The sequence below is a fragment of the Rhizobium sp. R635 genome, assembly GCF_002211285.1.
In the GTDB taxonomy this organism is placed as follows: Bacteria; Pseudomonadota; Alphaproteobacteria; order Rhizobiales; family Rhizobiaceae; genus Rhizobium.
Genome location: NZ_LOKX01000024.1, coordinates 36,855 through 54,450, shown reverse-complemented (window position 1 = coordinate 54,450; position 17,596 = coordinate 36,855). Strand labels below are relative to the sequence as shown.

The window sequence follows — 17,596 nt, the reverse complement described above, 5'->3', positions numbered from 1 at the left end:
CACTCACCTCACGCACGCTACGCTTGCCGCCGCTGTAAAACTCCACAACACTCTGCTTGAACGACGTGCTGTATTTGGACATGCAAAACCCCCGAAGTTGGGTGTCCAACTTTCGGGGGTCAGTTCACTTGCCGGAGAGGGCTTTTTTTCTTCTGCGTCTTCCGATTCAGGCTTGCCGATTGGTCCTATATAGGTTCTATTGCGTGTCCATGGATAGAACCAGTCTGATAGCAGAACTGAACAGGCGCGGCCTGCGCGGTGAAGCGCTGGCCGGCCCGCTCTACAAGCGGCTGGCGCAGGCGCTGACCAGCCTCGTCCAGGAGGGTCTGCTGAAGCCCGGCACGGCGCTGCCGGGTGAGCGCGACCTTGCCGAGGCCCTGCAGCTCGGCCGCGTCACCGTGCGTACCGCCTACCGCGACCTGATGGCTTCGGGCGCACTGGAATCGCGACACGGGAGCGGTACTTTCGTATCGAGCAAGGTGGAGCGCATGGAGCAGTCGCTCTGGCGGCTTTCCTCCTTCTCGGCCGACATGCGTTCACGCGGGCGTCTGCCGGCTGCGCGGATATTGTCGCGGGAGGTCAACAGGCCGTCGCCGGAGGAGTCCTTCCTGCTCGGCCTCGGCGGCGATGAGCCGGTGCTGAGGCTCGACCGGCTGCGTCTCGCCGATGGCCTGCCGCTGGCGATCGAGCGCGCCGTGGTGCCGGTCAAGTTCTTAGGCGAAGATGCCGGCGGCGAAGGATCGCTTTACGATGCGCTGGCGGCCAGTGGGCACAGGCCGGTGCGCGCGCTGCAGCGGCTGACGGCCGTGACGCTCGATGCGTCCTACGCCGCGATGCTGAACGTCAAAACAGGCGCGCCGGCGCTTCTGATCGAACGCGTCTCGCGCCTGGAAGACCAGCGCGTCGTCGAATACACCCGCTCGCATTATCGCGGCGATGCCTATGATTTCGTTGCCGAATTGAGAATTGGAGATGATCTATGAGTGAGAACCAGTCGCTGATGCTGCAGGAAGCCGGCCAATCGCCGGAGGTGGTGGCCACGCTTCTCGAAAAGGAAAAGCCGGTCTTTGCCGAAATCGCCCGCCTGTTTTCGTCTGCCCGCCCAAGCGTGGTGACGACGGCGGCGCGCGGCTCCTCGGACCACGCCGCCACCTTCTTCAAATATCTCTTCGAGATCACCTGCGGCGTTCCGGTCGCCTCGGTCGGTCCGTCGATCGCTTCCGTCTACGGTGCTGCCCTCCACCTGAAGGGCGGCGTTCATTTCACCGTCTCGCAATCGGGTGCGAGCCCCGATATCGTGGCGCTGCAGGAAGCGGCGAAGAAGGGCGGAGCGACGACGATCGCCGTCGTCAACGTCACCGACAGCCCGCTTGCCAAACAGGCCGATATCGTTCTCGGCCTCAATGCCGGCGCGGAAAAGAGCGTGGCTGCGACGAAATCCTTCATCGCTTCCGTCGCAGCCCTTTCCGGCGTGACGGCCGCGATCGGCGGCGCGTCCGGCCTGCAGGCAGCGCTGGAAAAATTGCCGGAGGCGCTTGCGGCAACCGCCGGGATCGATACGGCGGCGGCCGAAGACGTGCTTTTCCACGCGACGTCGCTCTATACCGCCGGCCGCGGCCCCGCTTTTGCCATTGCACTCGAAGCAGCGCTGAAGGCGAAGGAAACCTCGGGCCTGCATGCCGAGGCCTTTTCGCTGGCGGAACTGATGCACGGCCCGATGCGCCTGGTGCAGCCGGGCTTTCCGATCGTCGCCTTCGCGCCCGATGACGCGGCCTTCGCCAATAACGGCCAGGCGCTGGAGCGTCTGCAGAAGCTCGGCGCCACCACCGTCGGCTTCTCCACGCAGCCGCTCTCCGGCATCAATCTGCGCGTGCCGACGACGGGCAACGGCCTCGTCGATCCGCTGGTGTCGCTGCTCGTCTACTACAGGCTGATCGAGTCGGTGACGCGCCGCAAGGGCTTCGATCCCGACCGGCCGGCCAACCTGCTCAAGGTGACGGAGACGGTCTGATGAGGCGCAAGATCTTCGTCGGCGCCCGCATCTTCGATGGTGAGCGCTTCCATGACGACAAGGCACTCATCGTTGCCGACGGCCGTGTCGAAGCGATCGTTGCGCGAAACGGGCTGCCTGACGGCGAGATGGTGACGCTTGAAGGCGGTGTGCTGTCGGCGGGCTTCATCGATGCGCAGGTCAATGGCGGCGGCGGCCGGATGCTGAACGACGAACCCTCCGCCGCTTCGATGGATATCATTGCCGGCGGGCATCGGCCCTACGGCACGACATCGCTGCTGCCGACGCTGATTACCGATACATCGGAAGCCTCCGCCGCTGCCATCGAGGCGGCGAAGGAAGCCGTGAGGGTGAACCACGGCGTCGCCGGCCTGCATCTCGAAGGTCCGCATCTGGCGCCCGCCCGCAAGGGCGCGCATCTGGCTGAACTGATGCGCCCGGTGGACGACCGCGACGTCAAGGCCTTCATTCGGGCGCGCGAGGCGATCGGGACGCTGCTCGTCACCATCGCCGCCGAACAGGTGACGGTCGCCCAGGTGCGTGAACTTGCGGAAGGCGGCGTCACCGTCAGCATCGGCCATTCCGATTGTTCGAGCGAGGCGGCGGAGGAGCGTTTCGATGCCGGCGCGCGTGGGGTCACGCATCTCTTCAACGCCATGAGCCAGATGGGGCACCGCGCGCCGGGCCTCGTCGGTGCGGCGATCGATCATCCCGCGGTCTGGTGCGGCATCATCGCCGATGGTCATCACGTCGATCCCAAGGCCCTGCGCACGGCGCTGCGGGCCAAGCGCGGCGAGGGCAAGCTGTTCTTCGTCACCGACGCGATGTCGCTCGTCGGGTCGGAAAAGGATTCGTTCACGCTGAACGGGCGCACTGTCCGGCGCGAGCGGGGCGGCTTCTGCTCGAAGCTCGTGCTTTCCGACGGGACGCTTGCCGGCTCCGACGTCGATATGATCTCGTCGATCCGCTACGGCGTCACCTATCTCGACCTGACGCTTGCCGAGGCCTTGCGCATGGCGACGCTTTATCCCGCCCGCTTCCTCAGGCTTGCCGACCGCGGCCATCTCTCGCCGGGGGCGCGTGCCGATCTCGTGCATCTCACCGACGCTCTTGCCGTCACCGCCACCTGGCTTGCCGGCGAGGCGGCCTGAGATCGAGGAGCCAAGGAATGACTAATATCACGGATGCCTATTTCTCCAACCTGATCGGCCGGCTGGAGACGTTGAAGCAGGCGCTTGCCGAGCCGATGGCGCAGGCAGCTGATGTCATCCTCGATGCTGCCCGCGGCGACAAGCGCGTCTATGTCTTCGGCACCGGTCATTCGCATATGCTGGCGGAAGAGGTGCATTATCGCGCCGGCGGGCTCGCCTTCACCGTGCCGGTGCTCGTCGGATCGGCCATGCTGCACGAGGGGGCGGTGATCAGCTCGGTCTATGAGCGCACCCAAGGCCTGGTGCGGCCGATGCTGGAGCGCTACGGCATGCAGCCGGGCGACGTCATCATCATCGCCTCCAACTCGGGTGTGAATGCCGCGCCGATCGAGGCCGCCGATTATGCGCACGAAATCGGCGCAAAGGTGATCGCCATCACCTCGATCGCCTATTCCTCGGCGATCGCCAATGGCCGCCGGCGGCTCGCCGAAGTCGCTGATATCGTGCTCGACAACGGATTGCCGCCGGGCGACGCCGTCATCGATCTCGAAGGCACGGGGCTTCGGGTCGGGCCGGTCTCGACGGCGGTCGGGGTGACGGTCATCAATGCGATCTTCGCGGAAGTCGCCTCGGAGCTTTCCAAATCCGGCGATGCGCCTGTTTATCTCAGCGCCAACATGCCGGGGGCTGCCGAGATCAACCAGAAGCTCGTCAAGAAATACCGGCCGCGCAACCCACATCTTTGATGATCGCGGATAAATGGGCTTGCCGTCGTCACAAAGCGCGGTTCGTGACGCGATCAAGCAGCGAGAATGGAGCTGACCATGCGGGCCGTCCGCGGCGCCAGCGTCAAGCCGATATGCCCGTGTCCAAAGGCAAAGACGACGTCCCTTCCTCCTCTTGAAGGCCGGATGACGGGAACGGAATCGGGCATGGAAGGGCGAAAGCCCATCCAGCTCCGGCTTGGTTCGCCAAGCGTCGGGAAAATCCTGCGCGCATTTGCAAGCAACACTTCCAGGCGCCTTGGGTTCGAAGGCGCGGCGATGCCTCCGAGTTCCACGGTACCGGCCACGCGCAGGCGGCCACGCATCGGGCAAAAGTAAAATCCATGATGCGTCGGGCATACCGGTCGTTCCACCGGCAGCGTTTCCATATCGAACTCGAGATGATAACCCCGCTCGGTATCCAGCAGGACCCGCTCTCCGAGCTGCAGAGCTAGCCCGCGGGAATGTGCGCCGGCAGCGATGACGGCCGCTCGGGCATGAATGCTGTGGGCTGAAGCCATCATTCTCACTCCATTCCGCTCGCGGGAAATAGTCGTCACGGCGTCTCGGACGAACTCGACGCCCGCTCGTCTGGCGGCGGTCTCCATCACGCTCATGACCTCGCCGGGATCGGTGAAGTTTATCGCTTTCGGAAAGAAAAGCCCCCCGCCATGGACCTGCGGCAGCTGAGGTTCCAGGCTTTGCACGTCGTCGGGGGTGAGGAGCTGCTGCGCTATCCCGTAGTTTCGGCGAAGCTCGACATCCGAAGCGGCTGCCTTGAAGGCCTCAGGCGTTTGGTAGAGATAGAGGCATCCCTTCGCGCTCAAGAGATCGGATGCGCCGATCTCTGCTGCGAGTTCGAGCCATTCCGATGAAGCGTCGGACAGGAGGCCGGCGATTCGGCTCGTATTGTCCCTGTATCTGTGAGGGAGGGATTCGTAGGCAAAACGCATCAGCCATGGAAACAAGGTGGGCAATGCCGCCTTGCGGATGGATAGCGGGCTGTCGGAATTCAGAAGCAGCGAGGCCAGGTTTTTAAGGACAGCGGGCGTGCCGACGGGAATGATTGCATAATCGGCGATCGTGCCGGCATTGCCGTAAGACGCGCCCGAACCGGGCTTGTTCGGTTCGATCACGACGACATCGCGGCCGTCGGCACGCAACCGCAGAGCGGTTGCCACGCCGATCACGCCGCCGCCGATGACGGCGATATCTGTTGTTAGCTTGTTCATCGGAGGTGGATTTATCTTTAGAGAAACGAGGCTTGGATGCCCGTTCAAGGGCTAACCTGGGGAAGCGTAGCGCGCGACATAGGCAGCCGTGCGTGCTTCTCTGGGATGGTCGAGCACATCTCCGGCGGTTCCCTGCTCGATGATGAGGCCACCATCGATGAACACGACCCAGTCCGACACTTCCTTTGCAAAGGGCAGTTCGTGGGTGACCAGGATCATCGTCATGCCGTCGGCCGCCAGTTCCCGCATGACGCGGAGAACTTCGCCGGTCGATTCAGGATCGAGCGCCGACGTCGGCTCGTCGAACAGCAACACCGTTGGTTCCAGCGCCAGGGCGCGCGCAATCGCCACACGCTGCTGCTCGCCGCCCGACATCTGTTCCGGATAAGCCATCGCCCGTTTGGCAAGGCCTACCCTCGTCAGAAGTTTCACGGCCCGTTCCACGGCTTCTCTTTCACCAATCCCGGCTGCATGCATCTGAGCGAGAACGACGTTTTCCACAGCCGTCAGATGCGGGAACAGATTGAAGCGCTGAAATACCATGCCGACACGCTGCCGAAGCTTTGCAAGGTTGCGGCAGGTGATCTTGCCATCGGCGAAGATCGTCTCATCGCCGACGATGATCGTTCCCTGATCGGGACGTTCCAGCAAATTGACGCAGCGCATGAGGGTGGTCTTTCCTCCACCGCTCTGGCCAATGATGCTGACGATTTTGCCTGTGAGAACCTCGAGATCGACGTGATTAAGCACCAGGCGTCCGTCGAAAGACTTGCGTAATCCGCTGATTTTGACGGCAGGGCGACCGACCGGTTGTTTTGACACGAAGGCAGCTTGAGCAGGGGTGGTGGTCATCGGTCAGGCTTTCCCTTCGACGAGATAGGTCCTGGCTAATTTGAGCCGACGCCTTCTGGCCAATGACAACGGCACGCCGGCATGGATCTTGCGCTCCAGCAGAAGCAGACATTGTGAAACCGGGTAGCAGATAAGGAAATAAAGGGTCGAGATCACGAGATACACTTCAAGCGCCCGGAATGTTTCCGAGGCGATCAACTGCGCCTGCGTCATCAACTCGGCAGCGGAGATCGTCACGAGCAGCGAGGTCGACTTGATCAGGTCGACGAACATCGTGTTCGTACCGGGAAGCGCCAGCCGCACCGCCTGCGGCAGGATGACATGGCTGAACGTTTTGCCGCGTCCCAGCCCGAGAGCTTGAGATGCCTCCTGCTGTCCTCTGTGTACGCCGGCGATAGCCGCCCGAAAGATCTCGGAGAGGTAAGCGGCGTAAAAGAGCACCAGGCTCAAGACTCCCGCTTCGAAAACCTCCAGCCTGACGCCTACGGAAGGCAGGCCGAAATAGGTGAGGAAGATGATCGCCAGAAGCGGTACGTTTTTAAAAAGCTCGGTGTAGAAGGCCGCAGGAATGCGGACCAGTCGCAGCCGGTTGAGCCTCATCAACGCAAGGACAAGGCCAAGGATCGTTGCGCCGATGAAGCTGGCTACGATGTAGCCGAGGGTCTTGAGCAGACCCCCGGCAATGTTTCCGACGTAGTCGTTCCAGGGAACCTGGAAAATATCGGTGAAGGATGACAACGCCGTCATGCTTCGATCTCACTTCGCGATGGAAGGCGGGTTCCAGTCGGCGGGCCTGTCGACGCCGCGCCGCTGTGCCGCCATCTCGGGTGAAGGAACCAGGAACTGCTGGGGATCGCCGCCCCATTTCGTGATCAAAGCCGCAAGGGAGCCATCCTTGTACATGCCGTCGATCTGATCGGAAACGGCCTTGGCCAGCTTCGGCGACTGCTTGGGAAGGTAGAATCCGGTCATGTAGGCTTGAAAATATTTGTAATCGGGGTGCGCGGCGACCTGCTCGTCTGTCGGCGGCTTCAGGTATTCGATGCGGACCTTCATGTCGGGGCGCTGCTGCTGTTGATAGGTGATCAGCAGCGGATCGAGAAAGCCGACGTCGAGCCGCCCGGCGGAAATATCCTGGAACACGCTGTCGGCGCTCGGGAACGTATGGGGTGATGCGTTAGGCACCTGCGCGATGGATTTCGCCCAGACATAGCCGGTAACGGTGCCGAGATTTTTGCCTTCCAGGCTCGCAACATCGGGAAAGCTCGCCGTGCCGCTTACGGCCATGGCCGGCGGCGAATAATACGGCGGGTCGGTGAACAGGCCGACTTTCTGGCGAGTGTCGGACCATGCAATTCCGCCGATGGTTATGTCTGCCCGTTGTGTCTGGACGGAAGCCAGCATGCCCGGAAAATCGGTGACGTTGATTTCGATCTTGAGGCCGAGCTTATCGGCGATGGCTGTCAGGATGTCGCTATCGAGCCCGACGAGCTTTCCATCCTTGACCGCCGTATAGGGCATGTAGGGCTGGACCGTCACGACGAGCGTGCCCGGCTTTATCAGCTCCAGATCGTCGGCATTGGCCGCGGACGGCATGGCCGTCGCGAACAGCCCCAAACTCAACATCGCCAAGGCAATGAGCCCATTCGCCTGCGATTTTTTCGTCAATTCAGCATGTTTCATTTGAAACCCCTCTTTGTGGTTATATATTGCTGATATATTGAGAATATGCAGACACTATATGAAGTCAAGCAGATTCGTTGAGCGCCTTTTTTCTAGGCGCAACAGCCTCTAGCTATGCGGAAATGGACAGAGAGGAACGCGGTGAATATGTCGGCATTCGAAGTGGATTACGAAGCGGCGGAATCAACGCTGGCGGAGCGGACATACATCCGGCTGCGCGACGACATCATTACGACATTGCTTCCTCCAGGCACGCTTCTGCGCGAGGCCGAGCTTATGAAGCGCATGGAAGTCGGGCGCACGCCGGTCCGGGAGGCGCTTCAGCGTCTGCAATATGATGGTTTCGTGGTCGTCAGCGCGCGACGCGGCACATTCGTGAGCAAGATCGATATCAATGATCTTACCGCCGTTTACGAGGCGCGGGCACGGATCGAATCCTGGGCGACCCGGCTAGCTGCGGAAAGGCTGCGCGAGTTCGAGCGGCAGGAAGCGCGGCAGCTGATCGATGAGCTCAAGCAAACAATCGGTCCGATGGCGCTGGAAGACATCCTTGCCCTGGATCGCCGGGTTCACCGCTTCATTTACAAGGTGGCGAAGAATTCTTTCCTGTTCGATACGCTGGACCACTACCACAATCTGTCGCTGAGAATCCTGTATGTCGCGATGAAACGGTTTCCGACGCTGGTGCCGCGTCTTGAGGACGTCTTGCATGATCAGGTCCTCATGCTCGAGGCGGTATGCAGAGGGGATGCCGATGAGGCCGAAAAGATCGCGATGGCTCATGTCATGAGCTTCGAGAGCGAGGTCCGAAAGGTTATCTGAATTCGGCTCTTGGAATTGGGTGCAGCTTAGCTGACAATCGCGCGTTGCGCGTGGACGCGGCATGGATACTTGCCTGCATTCCACATTCCAGTCAGAGGCCGGCGTGAGCCGGCCTCCTGAATGGATGAAAACCAGGATCAGTCCTTGGCGCGTTCGACGTAGGAATTGTCTTCGGTCGCGATGACGACGCGGGTGCCGGCGTCGATATGCGGCGGGACCGAGGTGCGGATGCCGTTGGAGAGCATGGCCGGCTTGTAGGACGAGGATGCCGTCTGGCCCTTGACGACCGGTTCCGTCTCGACGATCTCGAGCGTGACGTGGCGCGGCAGTTCGAGCGCCAGCGGAATGCCTTCATGGATCGACAGGATGCAGGTCATGCCTTCCTGGAGATAGGCCTTCTGGTCGCCCATGGTTTCCTGGCTGACGACCACCTGGTCGTAGTTCGCAGGGTTCATGAAGTGGAAGCCTTCGCCGTCCTCATAGAGGTACTGGAAGTTGACGTCTTCGACGAAGGCGCGCTCGACCTGTTCGGTGGTGCGCCAGCGCTCGGAGACCTTCACGCCGTCGACGATGCGGCGCATGTCGACCTGGGTGACCGGCGTGCCCTTGCCCGGATGAAAGTTCTGGGCGGTGAGAACGACGTAGAGCTTGCCGTCGACATCGAGAACGTTGCCCTTGCGGACCGAAGAGGCGATGACCTTGACCATAAGACTTCCTTGTAACTCGGCTTTCGGCGTCGTAGATGACTGTCGAGACGCCCCGAAGACGCAAATGTTTTTCTTTGGGGGCGCAACTAACCTAAAATCCGGGAAATAGCCACCCCCATACCGGCTTCTCCGGCGAAGAAAGCTTGGAATGAACTTTTCGGCGAAAGCGTCCCCCTGGTGGACCCCGTCCGTGCATGCCGATCGCCGCCCGTTCCTGATCGGGCGCAATGCGATCCAGGCGGCGCTGCGCGGCTTTTTCGCGCGCGAGGATTTCATCGAGGTCGATACGGCGGTGCTGCAGGTTTCCCCCGGCAATGAGGCGCATCTGCATGCCTTCGCGACGGAAGCGGTGACGACGGACGGTCAGACGGCGCCATTCTATCTGCACACCTCGCCGGAATTCGCCTGCAAGAAGCTGCTTGCCGCCGGTGAGGAGCGCATCTCGTGTTTTGCCCATGTCTATCGCAACCGCGAGCGCGGGCCGCTGCACCATCCCGAATTCACCATGCTCGAATGGTATCGGGCCGGCGAAAGCTACGAGAGCCTGATGATGGATTGCGTGCGGCTCCTGGCGCTGGCCGCAGAAACGGTGAAAACGCCGAAGCTCACCTATCGCGGCGCTGAAAGTGATCCTTTCGCCGGGCCGGAGCGGATCAGTGTCGCCGAAGCCTTCGAGCGGCATGCCGGCATCGATCTTCTCGCTTCGGTCGCTGCCTACGGTTCGACCGATCGCGATCATCTGGCGGCGGAGCTCAGGCGCGTCGGCATGCGGGTCGCCGATGACGACGGCTGGGCCGATCTTTTCAGCCGGGTGCTGGTCGAAAAGATCGAACCGCATCTCGGTTTCGGCCGCATCACCATTCTCGACGAATATCCTGTTTCGGAGGCGGCACTTGCGCGTCCTTCTGCTCGCGACCCCAGGGTTGCGGAGCGTTTCGAGCTCTATGCCTGCGGTGTCGAGCTTGCCAACGGCTTCGGCGAGCTCACCAACGCCGGCGAACAGCGGCGGCGCTTCGAGATCGAGATGGCCGAGAAGGCGCGGATCTATGGCGAGACCTATCCGATCGACGAGGATTTCCTCGCCGCATTGTCGTTGATGCCCGAGGCAAGCGGCATCGCGCTCGGCTTCGACAGACTGGTGATGCTGGCGACGGGGGCTTCGCGGATAGACCAGGTGCTGTGGGCGCCGGTTGCGGAGTATGGAAGATGAATGCCGTCAAACCGGTGAAGAGCGTCGACGATCTCGTGAAGGCGGGGCTTGCCGCGCCTGCAGAACGTGCCGCGCTCGAGGCGGTTGCTGCGCGTTACGCGATCGCGCTGACGCCTGCCGTCACCAGGCTGATCGATCGCGCCGATCCCAATGATCCGATCGCCCGGCAATTCGTGCCCGATGTGGCCGAACTCACGGTCGCGCCCGAAGAACGCGCCGACCCGATCGGCGATCATGCCCACAGCCCGGTCGAAGGCATCGTGCACCGCTATCCCGACCGTGTGCTGCTGAAGGCAGTGCATGTCTGCCCGGTCTATTGCCGCTTTTGTTTCCGGCGCGAGATGGTGGGGCCGCAGGGTCTCGGCACACTCGATGCGGCGACGATGGAGGCGGCCTTCGACTATATCGGCAGCCATCCGGAAATCTGGGAGGTCATCCTCACCGGCGGCGATCCGCTGGTGCTTTCGCCGCGCCGGCTGCGCGAGATCATGGAAGCACTCAGGGACATCGCGCATGTGAAGATCGTGCGCTTCCACACACGCGTTCCCGTCGTCGATCCCGAGAAGATCGATGCGGCGCTGATCGAGGCGCTGAAGGCGAGCGGCAAGACCGTTTATGTCGCGCTTCATGCCAATCATGCCAGGGAGCTGACGGTGGAAGCGCGCGCGGCCTGCGCCCGCCTTATCGATGCCGGCATCGCCATGGTCAGCCAGTCGGTGCTTCTCAAGGGCATCAACGACGATCCGGACGTGCTGGCCGAGCTGATGAAGGCCTTCGTCGAGATCCGCGTGAAACCCTATTACCTGCATCATCCCGATCTTGCACCGGGCACTGGCCATTTTCGGCCGACGATCGAGGAGGGGCAGAGGATCGTGGCGGCGCTGCGCGGGCGGATTTCCGGTCTCTGCCAGCCGACCTACATTCTCGATATCCCAGGCGGTCACGGCAAGGCCGTCGTCAGCGGAAGCACCGTTAGGGCAACGGGCGATGGATGTTATTCCATCTCGGATTATCGCGGCGGCGAACATTCCTATCCGCCCGCGGATTGACCTAAAACGCTACTTTCCGTGTCATTTCTGTACTCGCCACACCGGAAACCACATTAGGCACGGGCGATGAAATTTCATCAACATATTGAGATCAAATACGTATTTCTGCTTTCGCAGGAAGGATCGCTAAAATCCTAACTATGAGGAACAATCATCTTTAACCCAACAAATTAGCGGAATGTTCTGTTTTCCGCACTAAAAGAACGCTCATGACAAGGCGATGAACGCCGGTTCGGGATCATGAGAATCTTGGAGTGATGGGATGAATAAGACAATTCGCGACCTCGTAGCCAAATTCGGCAAGCTTCCTGTCGCAATCGACCAGGTCGCCGACGATGCCGATCTCTATGCGGCGGGTCTGACGTCCTTTGCCTCGGTGCAGCTGATGCTCGGCATCGAAGAAGCGTTCGATATCGAATTTCCCGACAATCTCCTGAACCGCAAATCCTTCGCGAGCATCTCGGCCATCGCCAAGACGGTCGATATCATCCAGGACAGCCGGAAGGTCGCCTGATGAACTTCCCCGTCAAGATCATGCAGGACGGTCTTGTCGCAAGGGTCGCCCGCGTTGCCGAAGTGGCGGCCAAACACGCCGATGCCGTCGATGCCGAGGGCCGCTTTCCCCGCGAAGCCGTGGATGCGATGAAGGCCGAAAGGCTGCTCGGCATCCAGGTGCCCCGCCATCTCGGCGGTGAATCGGCCTCGACCACCGAAATCGCCGAATTGTGCTCGATGCTCGGCCAGGCCTGCGCTGCAAGCGCCATGGTCTTCGCCATGCACCATATCAAGCTGTCGAGCCTCGTCGAACACGGCGCCGACAGCGAATGGCATCGTGACTTCATGCTCCGCATCGCTGCCGACCAGCTGCTGATCGCCTCGGCCACCACCGAGGGCGGCATCGGCGGCAACCTGCGCAACAGCATCTGCGCGGTCGAAGTCGACGGTGATACCTGCCGCCTCGAAAAGGACGCGACCGTCATTTCCTACGGCTCGCATGCCGACGCCATCCTCATCACTTCGCGCAGCCATCCGCAGGCAGCCTCTTCCGATCAGGTGCTGACGGCCTTCCTCAAGGACCAGTACACACTCGAAAAGACGCATGCCTGGAATACGCTCGGCATGCGCGGCACCTGCTCCGACGGTTTCCTCTTCAAGGGGGAAGCGCCGGCGCGGCAGATCCTGCCGAAGCCTTTCGCCGAGATCGCGGCGCAGTCCATGCTCGCTTCCTCGCATCTGCTCTGGAGTGGCGTCTGGTACGGCATCGCGGTCGATACCGTCGCCCGCGCCCAGGCCTTCGTGCGCGCCGCCGCGCGCAAGGCGCCGGATGCCCAGCCGCCGGGCGCGCTGCGCCTCGCCGAGGTGTCGAACCTGCTGCAGATGGTGAAATCCAACGTCGTTGCCGGGCTGAAGGCTTATGAGGACGCCAAATCGGATCCGGACAGGCTGTCGTCGATGGGCTTTGCGGTGGCGATGAACAACGTCAAGATCGCCTCTTCCGAGACGATCCTGGAGATCGTCAATCATGCCATGCTGATCTGCGGCATCATGGGCTACAAGAACGGTACGCCCTTCAGCCTCGGACGTCATTTGCGCGATGCGCATTCCGCACAGCTCATGATCTCGAACGACCGCATCCTCGGCAATACGTCGAGCATGCTTCTCGTCCACAAGCAGGACACTAGCCTACTGGGGTGACAGTCATGGATATGCAAACCTCGTTTCTGGACCGGCTCTTCGAGTCCGGCCTGCTGATCGATACCGGCGTTGACGGTCTCTATGGCCGCAGCGGCCAGTTCGAAGATGTCATCACCGCTTTCGAACGGCTGATCGATGCGTTCGGCGGCGCCGACGGCGCCGAGGCGATGCGCTTCCCGCCCGGGATGAACGTCGCGCTCTTCGAAAAGAGCGGTTACATGAAGAGCTTCCCGCAGCTTGCCGGCACGGTGCACAGTTTCTGCGGCAGCGAGCTCGACCATATGAGCCTGCTGCAATGCATGGAAGTCGGCGACGACTGGACCAAGGACCAGAAGGCGACCGATATCGTGCTGACGCCGGCTGCCTGCTATCCGCTCTATCCGACGGTCGCCAAGCGCGGCAACCTGCCGAAGACGGGCGGCCTCTTCGATCTGCAATCCTATTGCTTCCGCCACGAGCCTTCGAAGGACCCCGCCCGCCAGCAGCTGTTCCGCATGCGCGAATATGTCTGCATGGGCACCGAGCAGCACGTCACCGATTTCCGTCAGAAATGGATGGATCGCGGTATCGAGATGATGAAGCAGCTCGGCCTCGATGTGACCATCGACGTCGCCAACGATCCGTTCTTCGGCCGTGCCGGCAAGATGATGGTCAACAACCAGCGCGACCAGAACCTGAAGTTCGAGCTTTTGATCCCGATCACGTCGGCCGCAAATCCGACCGCCTGCATGAGCTTCAATTACCACCAGGATTCCTTCGGCCTGAAGTGGGGTCTGAACCTCGAAGACGGCAGCGTGGCACACACGGCCTGCGTCGGCTTCGGTCTGGAGCGCATCGCGCTCGCCCTCTTCCACCACCACGGGCTCGACGTGAAGGAGTGGCCGGCCAGCGTACGGAAAACGCTGTGGGGCTGATGACGTCGATGAGATCGGTCTTCCCGGCGATCAGCCCGGAAAGCTACCGGCAGCACGCGCTGCATTCCGGCGAGCGTGCATGGCCGGAAACCAACTGCTATGTCGATCTCTGGATCGAGGTGCTGAACAGCTCGGGCGCAGCACCCGAGGCGATGCTGGGTTTTACCCTGGCGCAGGACTTCGAGGGCGACCAGTTCACGTTCTTCAAGGTGCCGCTCGAAGATCTCGAAGCGCTCTACGGCATCCGCGCGACAGAGCTTGCAATCTACGACCGTGTCGAACGGCATGTCGAGGTGCAGATCGCGCGGGGCCGTCTCTGCCTGATCGAGATGGATTCCTTCTATATGCCGGATACGCGCGGTACCGCCTACCGGCAGGAGCATGGCAAGACGACGGTCGCGATCAACCGGTTGGATGTGGCGGCAAAGCGCGTCGAGTATTTTCACAATGCCGGCTATTTTCGCCTGGAAGGTGAGGATTTCGATGGGCTATTCCAGCAGCATCTGACGGAGAGCGATCCGCCGTTCCTGCCCTATGCGGAATTTGCGCGGTTTCCGGAAAAGCCCGCCGATGAAGCGCATCTGCGCGTGACCGCGCGGCGGCTCGCCGGTTTTCATTTCTCCAGGCGTCCACGCGAAAACCCGATCCGCGCCTTCGCCAGCGTCTTTCCGCAGCAGGTGGAAGCAGTGGCGGAGCGGCCATTCGGCTTCTTCCACAAATACGCCTTCAACACGCTTCGCCAGGTGGGGGCCAATTTCGAGCTGGCGGCCGATCACCTGGTCTGGCTCTCTCCCGAATTCGCGGCGGCCGCAGAGGATGCCCGGCGCATCTCGGATGCGGCGAAATCGGTGCAGTTCCAGCTTGCCCGCGCCGTTGCCCGCAGGAAGTTCGAGCCGCTGCAGGCGGCACTTGATCCGGCCGCCGATGCATGGGATTCCATGATGGCATCGCTTGCGGAGCGAATCTGAGGCCGGAGATCTGACCATGCGGGGGCGTTTGGCAAGCATCGGAGCCTGGGAAAGCCTGCTTTCCGAAGGCTGGAACCTGATCCTGACGGAGCCGGGCGCCTGCGCGGTGCCGCACGACATTCATCTTTCCGCGCAGTTCATTCCCGCGCCGGTTCCCGGCACCGTTGCCGCAGCGCTCGAAAAAGCCGGGCTCTTCGACCGTGACAATCCCGAGCCGCTGAACACGAAGGACGCCTGGTATCTCTGCCGGCTGTTCGATGCCGAACCCGGCGAAGCGATCCTGCGTTTCGGCGGGCTCGCCACGCTATGCCACGTCTTCCTCAACGGCGAGGAAATCCTCTTTTCCGAAAGCATGTTCACGGCGCATGAGATCCCGGTGACGCTTTTGGGCGGCGACGAGCTGGCGCTGTGCTTCCGGGCGCTCGGCCCTCGTCTCTCCGAGCCCGGCCCCCGCGCGCGCTGGCGGCCGCAGATGATCACGCCGGCGGGCCTGAAGAATTTCCGCACGACTTTGCTCGGCCATATGCCCGGCTGGTGCCCCGATATCCATGCGGTCGGGCCGTGGCGGCCGATTTCGCTCGTGCGGCGCAATCCCGTCTCGATCGACAATGTCTCCATCCGGGCGATCCTGGAGGAGAGCGGCGTCGGCCGTCTCAGCGTCTCCCTGCACAGCAATGCGGAGGATCCGGTCATGCTGCTGCGCTGCGGCGGCATGGAGCAGCCCTTCGAGAAGATCGGCGACAATCATTACTCGGCTATCCTCAAGCTTCCCGACATCGAGCCCTGGTGGCCGCATACACATGGGGCTCCTCGTCTCTACGATCTGACGCTGGTTTCCGACGGTGCGGACTATCCTCTTGGGCAGACCGGCTTCCGGCGTATCGAAGTCGAGCGTGGCGCCGATGGCGATGATTTCGCGCTCTTCATCAACGGCGAACGTATCTTCTGCCGCGGAGCGGTGTGGACGACGGCTGATATCGCGCGGTTGCCCGGCGGGCGGGCGGATTACGAGCCGTTCCTGCGGCTTGCCGCCCAAGCCGGCATGAACATGATCCGCATCGGCGGCACCATGGCTTACGAGACGCCCGATTTCTTCGCGCTCTGCGACGAGCTCGGCCTGCTCGCGTGGCAGGATTTCATGTTCGCCAATTTCGATTATCCCCGCAGCGACAAGACCTTCCTCGGCCATGTGCATGCCGAGGTCGAGGAGTTCCTGCACGGTGTCCAGGCGTCTCCGTCGCTTGCCGTGCTCTGCGGCGGCAGCGAGATCCATCAGCAGGCGGCGATGCTCGGCCTGCCCATGGAATTCTGGAGCGGGCCTGTTACCGACGAAATCATCCCGGCCATCGTCTCGCGCATGCGCCCGGACGTGCCCTATGTTCCGAATTCGCCCTATGGCGGAGCGATGCCGTTTTCGCCCAATTCAGGCATTGCGCATTATTACGGTGTCGGCGCCTATATGCGCCCGATTGCGGATGCGCGCCGTGCCGATGTGCGCTTCGCATCCGAAAGCCTCGCCTTCGCGCATGTGCCGCAGCAAAGAACACTGCAGCGTCATCTCGACGTGCCCCCAGTCCACAGCCCGCTCTGGAAAGCGCGCGTGCCGCGCGACCGCAGCGCATCGTGGGATTTCGAAGACGTTCGCGACTTCTACCTGGAGCTTCTCTACGGCCTCGATCCGGCCCGGCTGCGCCGCGAAGATCCGGAACGTTATCTCGATCTCTCCCGCGCCGTCACCGGCGAGGTGATCGAGGAAACCTTCGCCGAATGGCGGCGCAAGGGTTCGGCCTGCAACGGTGCGCTCGTCTGGACGCTGCAGGATCTCCTGCCCGGCCCCGGCTGGGGCGTGATCGATTCCACCGGCGAGCCGAAGCCTGTCTGGTATGCGATGCGCCGTGCGTTCCGGCCGATCCAGGCCATCTTCACCGACGAGGGAACCAACGGTCTCGACGTGCATGTCGTCAACGAGACGGACGCCGCCCTCGACGTGGAATTGGAAGTCGCCTGCCTGCGCGACGGAAGGCAGCAGGTCGTCAGCGGCAGCATGGCCTTCAAGCTGGCGGCAAGGGGCGCGGAACGTTTTGCCTCGACCACGCTCTTCGGCGCCTTCTTCGACACGACCTATGCCTTCCGTTTCGGGCCGCCGTCGCATGATGCCAGCGTGGCGCGCCTGCGCTCGCTCGCCGACGGCGCCATCCTCGCGGAAAGCTTCCACTTCCCCTGCGGACGCGGAAAAGCGCTGTACGACGCCGGCATCGAGGCGTCGCTCGGCCGAGACGGGGACAGCTGGGTCGTCGATCTCAGGACCGACCTGCTGGCGCAATCGGTCCATATCGACGTCGAAGGCTACAGGGCCGACGACGACTGGTTCCACCTTGCTCCCGGCCCAGTGCGGCGCGTCAAGCTCTCCGCGCTGTCCGGCACGGAGAGCGATGTTCCGCCGACGGGCGAAATCAGAAGTCTAGGCAGTTCACGTCGCGTTGGGCTCGCGGGCTGAGGCTCGCGAGCGACGATGCAAACCCACCGGAAAGATCGTGA

At 62.2% G+C, this 17,596-nt stretch carries 17 protein-coding genes; 12 read left to right on the top strand and 5 right to left on the bottom strand.

The genetic code is table 11. The features are described 5' to 3' along the window. Positions 1-209 precede the first annotated feature (209 nt). The 4 genes from ATY78_RS18850 to ATY78_RS18835 are packed head-to-tail and all read left to right on the top strand — an operon-like array spanning position 210 to position 3,908. Positions 210-983, top strand: coding sequence for a GntR family transcriptional regulator (locus ATY78_RS18850; protein WP_088683836.1), 774 nt, complete (start codon positions 210-212; stop codon positions 981-983). Further along, entirely contained in the window at positions 980-2,011 is a 1,032-nt protein-coding gene (locus ATY78_RS18845) for an SIS domain-containing protein (RefSeq protein WP_088683835.1), read from the top strand. Before ATY78_RS18850 ends, ATY78_RS18845 begins: the two co-directional genes overlap by 4 nt. Next, positions 2,011-3,162: an N-acetylglucosamine-6-phosphate deacetylase gene (gene nagA / locus ATY78_RS18840; protein WP_088683834.1), complete on the top strand. Its 1,152-nt coding sequence runs from the start codon at positions 2,011-2,013 to the stop codon at positions 3,160-3,162. Before ATY78_RS18845 ends, nagA begins: the two co-directional genes overlap by 1 nt. A 17-nt stretch (positions 3,163-3,179) precedes the next feature. Beyond that, entirely contained in the window at positions 3,180-3,908 is a 729-nt protein-coding gene (locus ATY78_RS18835; RefSeq protein WP_088683833.1) for an SIS domain-containing protein, read from the top strand. Positions 3,909-3,961: 53 nt separating this feature from the next. Here ATY78_RS18835 and ATY78_RS18830 read toward each other — a convergent pair whose 3' ends face one another. The 4 genes from ATY78_RS18830 to ATY78_RS18815 are packed head-to-tail and all read right to left on the bottom strand — an operon-like array spanning position 3,962 to position 7,693. Then, the gene (locus ATY78_RS18830; RefSeq protein WP_088683832.1) at positions 3,962-5,158 is read right to left on the bottom strand and encodes an FAD-dependent oxidoreductase; all 1,197 of its coding nucleotides are present in this window, start codon (positions 5,156-5,158) and stop codon (positions 3,962-3,964) included. 51 nt (positions 5,159-5,209) lie between these two features. Next, positions 5,210-6,010, bottom strand: coding sequence for an amino acid ABC transporter ATP-binding protein (locus ATY78_RS18825; protein ID WP_088683831.1), 801 nt, complete (start codon positions 6,008-6,010; stop codon positions 5,210-5,212). A gap of 3 nt (positions 6,011-6,013) precedes the next feature. Beyond that, a complete protein-coding gene (locus ATY78_RS18820; protein ID WP_088683830.1) occupies positions 6,014-6,757 on the bottom strand; it encodes an amino acid ABC transporter permease in 744 nt (247 codons plus the stop codon). A 9-nt stretch (positions 6,758-6,766) separates the two neighbouring features. Then, positions 6,767-7,693, bottom strand: a complete 927-nt coding sequence (locus ATY78_RS18815; protein WP_088683829.1) for a transporter substrate-binding domain-containing protein — start codon at positions 7,691-7,693, stop codon at positions 6,767-6,769. A gap of 147 nt (positions 7,694-7,840) precedes the next feature. Between ATY78_RS18815 and ATY78_RS18810 the strand changes: the two genes are divergently transcribed. Beyond that, a complete protein-coding gene (locus ATY78_RS18810) occupies positions 7,841-8,515 on the top strand; it encodes a GntR family transcriptional regulator (RefSeq protein ID WP_088683828.1) in 675 nt (224 codons plus the stop codon). A gap of 137 nt (positions 8,516-8,652) precedes the next feature. Here the strand turns inward: ATY78_RS18810 and efp are convergent, their stop codons facing one another. Continuing rightward, positions 8,653-9,222 (bottom strand): elongation factor P, encoded by a 570-nt coding sequence (gene efp, locus ATY78_RS18805; RefSeq protein WP_008528334.1) that lies wholly within the window; start codon positions 9,220-9,222, stop codon positions 8,653-8,655. 148 nt (positions 9,223-9,370) lie between these two features. Between efp and epmA the strand changes: the two genes are divergently transcribed. The 7 genes from epmA (at position 9,371) to ATY78_RS18770 (ending at position 17,555) form a co-directional block, all read left to right on the top strand. Further along, entirely contained in the window at positions 9,371-10,432 is a 1,062-nt protein-coding gene (epmA, locus tag ATY78_RS18800; RefSeq protein WP_088683827.1) for an EF-P lysine aminoacylase EpmA, read from the top strand. Continuing rightward, positions 10,429-11,481: a lysine-2,3-aminomutase-like protein gene (locus ATY78_RS18795; RefSeq protein ID WP_088683826.1), complete on the top strand. Its 1,053-nt coding sequence runs from the start codon at positions 10,429-10,431 to the stop codon at positions 11,479-11,481. Before epmA ends, ATY78_RS18795 begins: the two co-directional genes overlap by 4 nt. Before the next feature lie 262 nt (positions 11,482-11,743). Next, positions 11,744-11,995: an acyl carrier protein gene (locus ATY78_RS18790; protein WP_003567517.1), complete on the top strand. Its 252-nt coding sequence runs from the start codon at positions 11,744-11,746 to the stop codon at positions 11,993-11,995. After that, positions 11,995-13,176: an acyl-CoA dehydrogenase family protein gene (locus ATY78_RS18785; RefSeq protein WP_088683825.1), complete on the top strand. Its 1,182-nt coding sequence runs from the start codon at positions 11,995-11,997 to the stop codon at positions 13,174-13,176. Before ATY78_RS18790 ends, ATY78_RS18785 begins: the two co-directional genes overlap by 1 nt. Before the next feature lie 5 nt (positions 13,177-13,181). Beyond that, entirely contained in the window at positions 13,182-14,090 is a 909-nt protein-coding gene (locus tag ATY78_RS18780; RefSeq protein ID WP_088683824.1) for an amino acid--[acyl-carrier-protein] ligase, read from the top strand. Between the two features lie 8 nt (positions 14,091-14,098). Then, a complete protein-coding gene (locus ATY78_RS18775; RefSeq protein WP_088683840.1) occupies positions 14,099-15,058 on the top strand; it encodes a DUF1839 family protein in 960 nt (319 codons plus the stop codon). Positions 15,059-15,074: 16 nt separating this feature from the next. Next, on the top strand, positions 15,075-17,555 hold the full coding sequence (locus ATY78_RS18770) for a glycoside hydrolase family 2 protein (protein ID WP_088683823.1): 2,481 nt from the start codon (positions 15,075-15,077) through the stop codon (positions 17,553-17,555). Positions 17,556-17,596: the final 41 nt, after the last annotated feature.